8 protein-coding genes are annotated in these 7,540 nt (G+C 43.4%); 7 read left to right on the top strand and 1 reads right to left on the bottom strand.

Going from position 1 to position 7,540, the window contains the following annotated elements:
- Positions 1–208 precede the first annotated feature (208 nt).
- Positions 209–715 (bottom strand): type II toxin-antitoxin system PemK/MazF family toxin, encoded by a 507-nt coding sequence (locus EIZ37_RS25265; protein ID WP_134687535.1) that lies wholly within the window; start codon positions 713–715, stop codon positions 209–211.
- Positions 716–948: 233 nt separating this feature from the next.
- Here EIZ37_RS25265 and EIZ37_RS25260 point away from each other — a divergent pair, with 233 nt between their 5' ends.
- From EIZ37_RS25260 to EIZ37_RS25230, 7 genes are all read left to right on the top strand, one after another.
- Positions 949–1,062: a putative holin-like toxin gene (locus EIZ37_RS25260; protein WP_134687534.1), complete on the top strand. Its 114-nt coding sequence runs from the start codon at positions 949–951 to the stop codon at positions 1,060–1,062.
- 1,707 nt (positions 1,063–2,769) lie between these two features.
- The gene (locus tag EIZ37_RS25255) at positions 2,770–3,681 is read left to right on the top strand and encodes a tyrosine-type recombinase/integrase (protein ID WP_167569127.1); all 912 of its coding nucleotides are present in this window, start codon (positions 2,770–2,772) and stop codon (positions 3,679–3,681) included.
- Positions 3,682–3,772: 91 nt separating this feature from the next.
- Positions 3,773–3,928, top strand: a complete 156-nt coding sequence (locus EIZ37_RS25250) for a ribbon-helix-helix protein, CopG family (protein WP_134687532.1) — start codon at positions 3,773–3,775, stop codon at positions 3,926–3,928.
- Positions 3,929–3,985: 57 nt separating this feature from the next.
- On the top strand, positions 3,986–4,216 hold the full coding sequence (locus EIZ37_RS25245) for a hypothetical protein (RefSeq protein ID WP_134687531.1): 231 nt from the start codon (positions 3,986–3,988) through the stop codon (positions 4,214–4,216).
- A gap of 178 nt (positions 4,217–4,394) precedes the next feature.
- Complete coding sequence (locus EIZ37_RS25240; protein WP_167569126.1) at positions 4,395–4,799, top strand: CARDB domain-containing protein; 405 nt, start codon at positions 4,395–4,397, stop codon at positions 4,797–4,799.
- A 63-nt stretch (positions 4,800–4,862) separates the two neighbouring features.
- Positions 4,863–5,771, top strand: coding sequence for a copper amine oxidase N-terminal domain-containing protein (locus tag EIZ37_RS25235; protein WP_134687529.1), 909 nt, complete (start codon positions 4,863–4,865; stop codon positions 5,769–5,771).
- Positions 5,768–7,135 (top strand): hypothetical protein, encoded by a 1,368-nt coding sequence (locus EIZ37_RS25230; RefSeq protein WP_134687528.1) that lies wholly within the window; start codon positions 5,768–5,770, stop codon positions 7,133–7,135. The genes EIZ37_RS25235 and EIZ37_RS25230 overlap by 4 nt, the downstream gene beginning before the upstream one ends.
- Positions 7,136–7,540 lie beyond the last annotated feature (405 nt).

Here is a 7,540-nt window from a genome sequence, read left to right as displayed (position 1 = left end):
GGGATTCGGACGTTAGATGACATAATGTAGATTATCGGGACCCTTAAAAACGGAAAAATCCCCGTACTAAAAGTACGGGGATTTTTCCAAGAAGCTATACCGTTAGGTTCTACGGCTTCTTTGCGATGGTAATATGTTTACCCACGTGTTGAAACATTGTGGGGGTTAATTATAATTTGGCGTTTCTAATTACAGTTTATGTTGATCTTTATGAAATGTCAAATACACCTTTTACCAATCTTTTGATAATCAAGATGTCAGAAGGGGCAAGATCTCCTCGCTTGTACAACAGCCGAGCTTTGCTCACAGATCGAACTTCTTCACATTGAACTACAGAATCCTTATCCAAGAACGTGTATGGTGTTGCTCTACGCTGTACCCGACGACCAGGAGCATACATTTTTGTGGGGTCTGTTGTATCAGCAAACAACAGAAACCATGAATCGTATTTAGGAAGACCATTAGGTTTTATTTTGCCATCAGCATCAGTAATGGGAAGTATGATGGCTTTACCGGTACGATTGATATCGGTATTTGACATAACTAAAACAGGTCTAGACTTGTTTTTTTCTTCCCCAATATTGAATCCTAAATCACATTGCCAAACTTCCCCGGCTACGACCTTCTTTGTTTTATGGGCGTGATGAGTTCTGTGATAAGTCTGTTGCTGATGCAACCACTGGCTCATCTGTAGTATTTCGTCAATAAGAGCCATGATACATTCCTCTCTACTCTACGAAAATTTCGATACCATTTGAATAATAGCACAAATTTCCCTCCACAAGATACGAAACATGGAGAAGGGATACATAACAGGTTAACAGAGTGCAAACTAAATCAACTGGAAGTATTTACTGAACCATAGTAAAATTGGGACAAGTACATGGACACGGCTCTCAAGGGCGGTCGGCTCACTCTCTCACGTCGGAATGCGGGGGAGGTGAGATTATGGCAATTACACACGAAACACTGTCTCTTATGCTTCAGTTTGGTGGTTTCATTCTTACTTTACTGGGGCTCATCGTGACAATCGTCGTTGCCCTGACCGCAAAAAAGAAATAACCGCCCTTGAGCTGGCAGGCCTAGGCGGTTATTTCATCCGTTTGATATTCTGCTGAGCCGTCCCCTTGAGGGAGCGTCAAATGTACAGAGATTAGGGTGCTACCAACACTCTAATCTCTTTTTTATTTTGACTGAATAAAAATGTTTATACATGTTGCAACATGAGCAAACATTTTTATTCAGCTATTAACATGTGTAAGCAGGTTGTAACCACATAATATCATGTAAATGTAAACCATGCATTACATTTTGTATTGTAGACAATACAATTATGAAAGCCCTGGACTGGAGTTAACTCCGCGGTTAGCGACCATATAAACCTGAGTTTTAACATGAGTTGTTTTTTACTCAGTAATACAAGTATTGGCAAAATGTAGCTTTAACATCCGTCAATATAGAGAAACTCTTGTTCTCATTTATTGGGTAATGTTAAAATGTTTGTATCTTCTTTTTTTGCCTTTGCATGTTAGTGCCATTGCGATCCCCTGGATCACCAGAGCAGGATGAACTGAGCCGGCATGTAGTTTCTCTCCCAAAAGTCTTGGCATAGACAGAGAGAACGGCAAAACACGTCATCAGCTAGGAGCTGACCGTTAAACTTGTGTAGGGACAATACACTTGTATGTCATGCTCTCATGGTTCCCGTATCCCCGTTAGAGATACGAGCAGAACGAATTGAGCCTATGTTCAATCACTTTTGAGAATTCCCCTTTGTATTCCCCACGAAAGTGAGCAGGAAAGGATAGGGGTGACCGTCAGCGAAAGCTCGGCAGTGGAGTAACCGAAAGGTACGCTCCCTTTTCCTACCCTCTTTGGATGCCACCGAAGAGCATGGCTGGCAGAAACGAAAGGCTGCCCCAAAGCGTACTCTTGGAGAGACGCACCAAGACAATGGGAGAGGCAAAGTATGCCATCCAGTATCCAGTATCCCTGGGTAGAAACCAAGACACTTTTTCCAATGGAAGTAGTGTTTTTTTATACCCGTTTTTAAAGTGCTATCCAGCACACCATAAGGAGTCTAGCCAATCAAGGCTGGACATTTAACAAGACGTTTTGATTCCAAAAGGAATCGATGCGTCTTTTTTATTTATAGATTTGGTTGACCATTCAATCGGTCAGCAGGCAAGGGGCTATCTGACAACCCAAATAGTCAGGCGGTTCAAGGGTACCGATGTAAACCCGATGAAGCATGTACTCTACACAGGGCTTGCCCTAGCGTGTGCTGAGCCAAATAACGGTGAAAAAGAGGGCAGGTGTTGAGAGATCCGGTCAACCACCGAAGTAGTGACAGCCAAGTGGTGCGTAGCGAGTGGTTGCGAGCGCGAAGCGTGAGCAACGAGCGAGCAAGCAACACGCAGGCTGGAACGGGTCAGAATGGCTGTGCATCACAAAGTGATGCACCCACCAAAGGGGGGAATCAGCCATGTCGTAGACAGCGGAGCTGTCACCGCGTAGCGGTACACGACAATAAGGTGCTAAGCATGGCAATATGCCGAATTACATACGCAGCTGCAGGGTCTGTCTCTATCGTGTGGTTTATCCGCACGATAGAGACAGACCCTGCGGAACCGCAGCAAAAGCTCGGAAATCCTGGTCTTTACAAGCTTCGACTTGGGAAAAAATCCAGAAATAGAGCGGTTTGCCAACGGGTGAGCTATGCCCATTTTCGATACAAAAGAGGATTTGAAAAAAGGGGGCTGGAGAAAAATGGGGAGATTTCAGCAACGTGGGGTGAAGGTCCCGAAAGGTGTGAAGAATGCTGGTGCTTACAAAAACTTGATGAACCAGATCAACAAGATCGGTGATCACATACGCCAGGGCAGCTATGAAACGAAACAGCGTTATCATGACGCTGCAGATCGGTTCGCTCGGCATTTGGCTGATAAGTTTAACGTCCAAAAGTGGGCAAATGTGAGCGACAAGCATTTGCAGAGCTACATTGAGCACATGCAGGACAAAGGACTTTCTGCTAGCACGATCAAAACAGAATTGTCAGCAATCCGGATGTACCACGATGCTACACCGTTTGCGAAGAACCGGCTCTCGGGCAACGAAAAGTTTGACTTAGAGCGCCGCTCGTTCGGTGGCGTCGATAGGAAATGGAGCGACCAGGAGTATAAAGGGATGGTTGATTTGTCCCGGGAGCTGGGGCGAAACGATATGGCCAACATACTAACTTTGGGGCGTGAAGCTGGCCTCCGGATACACGAAGTGACGCGGATCGATCATGCTACCGCTGTTAAAGCCTTGCAAACGGGTGTTTTACACGTCAAAGGCAAGGGGGGGCTAGAAAGGGGTGTCCCTTTGCGTCCAACGGCTTCTGAAGCGCTCAGAGAGGCTGTAAAGCGATGTGAACGAGGTAATAAGCTTTTTGTTGCGAACGGTCAAAAAACGCATCAAGCGATTGGTGCTGTTCAAGACTTTATCTATAACCATCGAGATAAATTTCAGGAGAACGACCGCGAGAGCGATATGACGTTCCACGGCTTGCGACATACGTTCGCTCGCGAAGAGTATGACAAGCGCATCGAGCAAGGCATGAGTGAACAGCAAGCACGCGAGGAAGTTTCAGAGTTACTTGGGCATAGTCGGGATGACGTGACAAGAATTTACTTGTAATAGGAAGCCAATACCCAAAATACGCTTGATGGAACTATAGAACCATGGTACTATAGTTCCATCAAGCGGAAAGGAGGTATCAATCCTTCTGATGGAAGAAGAAAAAGGCCAGTTAAAACCAGTTAAAACGTATCTCACAGAAGAACAGCACGAAGCATTGCGGAAGCTGGCTTTTGAATCAAAGCAAAGTATCGCTGAACATGTCAGAAAAGCGGTAGAGTTGTATCTCAACCAGCAAAAAAAGTAAAAGAGCGTTCCCCAACGCCTGGACAGCCACGGGAACGCTCACGAAAGGAGATCTTGTATGACCCCCAACGCAATTATAGCCGATTTTTTTGAATCGCTGCCTGATGAACAGAAATTTCCTGCCATCAATCGTTTTCTGGCTGATATCGTGAATCGAAACAGCCAAATGCTCTCTCCAGAGATTATGGAGCACCTACTTACCGCCATTGAGCCGATTGATGAGCGGTCTATCAAAGCATTAGCAACGTTGGAACAAAAGCTAATTGGTATCCCCGATAGAACTAGGTAGTTTTGGATTAAACCTGTTCTTTGACAACTAAAGACATCAAAAAATTGCTTGAAAATGGCAAAAAGACTTGTCAAAATGAATGTGGGAAAAGTATACCCACATACGGAAAACAAGGTCTTGTTTGCCACAAAAGGCAAGCAAGGCCTATTTGTTTTCTCCAAAAAAGGAGGAAGGTATCATGAAAAAATTTGTATCAAAAATACTGGCTACAGCAGTAGTATTGACTAGCTTACTGCCAACAACTGCATTTGCAACACATGAAGATCTTCAAATAAATGGTGCATATTTTTCAACGATTGATCGGGAAAAACAGCAGGTCACAGTTAATTTTAAGATCGAAAATTATGGGTCAGTAAAAAGCCTTGAAGTTGCCTATACGGTCAATGACACAAAGCAAACATTTAAGGTCAACAACCTGCAACCTAATGAAAAACGGGAAGTGATAACAACGATCAATGTGCCTAATGCATCCACATACGATCTATCTGCTCAAATTTTGTATGATGGTCGGCAAGACTCATATGCCAACGATAAATGGTCTAGTTTCGCTATAATCACCACAACGAGTACAACTACTAGGTAATTTCGGGATAAACCTGTTCTTTGCAATACAAACTTTGTTTTTCAATAAAGGAGGACGAAATTCATGAAGAAGTTAGTCAAATTAGCAGTAACATTGGCTTTATTAGTATCAATCACACCAATTGGAGCATCTGCCACCAGTGGTAGCAACGTTAATGTGAAAGTAAACGGCAGTATGGTCAGCTTTCCAGATGCGAAACCATATGTAGATAGCAGTAATAGTCGCACAATGGTGCCAGTACGTTTTGTGGGGGAAAAATTGGGAGCCATCGTAGCTTGGAACGACAAAACTAAAACCGTCACAATGGCCAAAGACAAAAAAGTCATTATATTGCCAGTTGGCGAAAAAAAGGCAACCGTTGATGGTAAACAAATCACTTTTGATGCAGCGGCCATTATCAAGGATAATCGTACATTTGTGCCTTTGCGCTTTATCTCTGAGTCATTTGGGGCAGATGTTGATTGGCTTACCAAAGAGCGTTTAGTAGTCATTACAACAGGTGATGGGGCTGGAGCAGGGAACGGCACTGGTGTAAGCGGCACAACTCCTACTACTGGTACGACTCCTACAAATGGGACAAGCCCAACAGCAGAAATAGGTGAGAAAGTGGGAGCAGAAGATCAATTTACGGTTGTTGCACCTTCTTATCCTGATATGTTGCTGCCAAGAGATTCTGTGACAGAACCGGCTATGGATTCTTTTGTGGAAAGTTTACACTATGAGAATGGTACATTAAGTGGTAAGATTCCTACTCTGCCAAAAGGTCATGTATTTGGACTTATCTATGTTGATTATTCCAATAAAAGTATGAACAAAAACTTAACTGGCACAAAGGAAGGTGAGTCTTTCCTTGTAAAAGTAGGTAGTAAAGGTGGAAAACTTAGCTTTGTTATCTATAAAGGTAATGAAGGGAAAAACGAGGTTTATGTGACGATTCCCCAAATGCAAGTTGAATGGGGAGCAAAACGATGAGACTAAAAACTCTTGGACTTGCCATTGCATTAACGGTATGTCTGGGTGCATTTGCATCAGCAGCAGCTACCTACCCTTATGGCGATCATATATATGGCGAAAAAGACATCCCCTTGAAAGGGGATTTGTCATATTCCGGCCTAGCTGGCACCCAAACTCGACCATCCATAGTATATCGGCATGACATTAAAATACAAAACGTGATTACGGGTGCTAAAACCCCTTCTAGTGGATACTTACAAACAGTCCAGTTTGATATACAGCCTATTGTAGGGGTAGATCCCAACGATGCTTTTCGGGACAAATCAGGGTATCACTTGATCCCTGTTGAAGAGGAGCTCATCAAGGACTTGGCAACAAAAGCAAACGGAAACGCCCAATTCGTTTGGTCAAAGGTCAGCACACTTTCTCATCCTGTTGTCAAACAATACTTTGTCAATGGCGTTCCCTACGTCAATATTGGCTCTATTTTTCACCTTTCAGGTGGTGGCAATCCAGATATGCGAAAAGCAGGAGGGGATGGAAAGGACTCCCCTCTTTTTAATACCACCTATAAATCTACACCTTGGCCATCCATCCCGATATTAGCGCAAAATGCGGATGGAAGCCTACATATCAAGGCATTAGCTCACTCGATCTATGACACGTCCATAACGGGCGCCATTTCGGTCAACGGTGCTGCCAGCAAACAGCTTTTCACAAAGAAAAGCCCAATCAGCAACTATACAGTGACCTATGAGGGTAACGTGGCGCTCACCAGTCTATCTGGTATCAAAGATGGTGAGAACACTGTTACACTAACCGTTACAGATACTTTCGGACGCACTGCAACGAAAACTATAACGATTCAGAAAACAGTGATTTCCGGTTGCCAACCGCCACTTTTAAAACTGAATGATTTCGAATATCAGATCAGTTATGGAACCCCCCCTGCAACTGGTGTTGGTGGATTAGTAGCTTGGGTTGTTGAGTATGATGCAGGCTTATGTACGATGGGTGAGCGCACGGTTGGGGGACTATTGAGTCTAAATACCGTCGTAAAGAATACGGACAAACAATATAGGTATGCTCTTCATTCATGGAGATTCATGGTCTACCAGCAATCAAATAACCTTGTGATTAAGAACAAGTCATCCGATTCAAGTCCACTGGTGTTCCGTACCTCTAAAAATGGAAAGGACTATTCAGTTAAAAAAGGTGGGGAAGTGAAGATCCCACTGACCAAAACCCTATACTTTCCTTCACCACTTATACGAAATGGCTTTTGGAAACAATCAACGCAAAAATATGATGGTTATCCAGCCATGTACACGATACCAGCTGATTTAAAAACCGCGGTTCAAGATCTGTTGAAACACAAATAAGTGAACAAAAAAAGGCGTCCTAGCGCATTAGCTAGGGCGCCTTTTTCCTTATCAGTATTTGTTAAATGAGTTCGCACTAGTGATACCAATGGTTTGAACGCTTCTTTGAATCGAAACATTATACACGACTCGGCCAAAGCATTAAATGCCTTAAGAACTTGATATGAATGGCCTTATCGCTCTTTTGATTGCCAGTTATTCAACACGCCCATGAGAGCTTGATAACGGCATTTAACAAATCGCTTTGTCTAATGCCAAGAACTCTTGGTATTACTGGATTCATCACATTTAACATTCATCTGAATTTGGGGAAGGTTCTACAAAACATCGTTTGAAAAGTCTTGAAAAATAGCGATAGGCAAGGTAGGAAACATTTGCTAGACTTTAAGAAATGAGAAAAACCAC

It is taken from the genome of Brevibacillus migulae (assembly GCF_004521915.1).
Classification (GTDB): Bacteria; Bacillota; Bacilli; order Brevibacillales; family Brevibacillaceae; genus Brevibacillus_F; species Brevibacillus_F migulae.
This window is presented reverse-complemented; position numbering and strand designations above follow the sequence as displayed.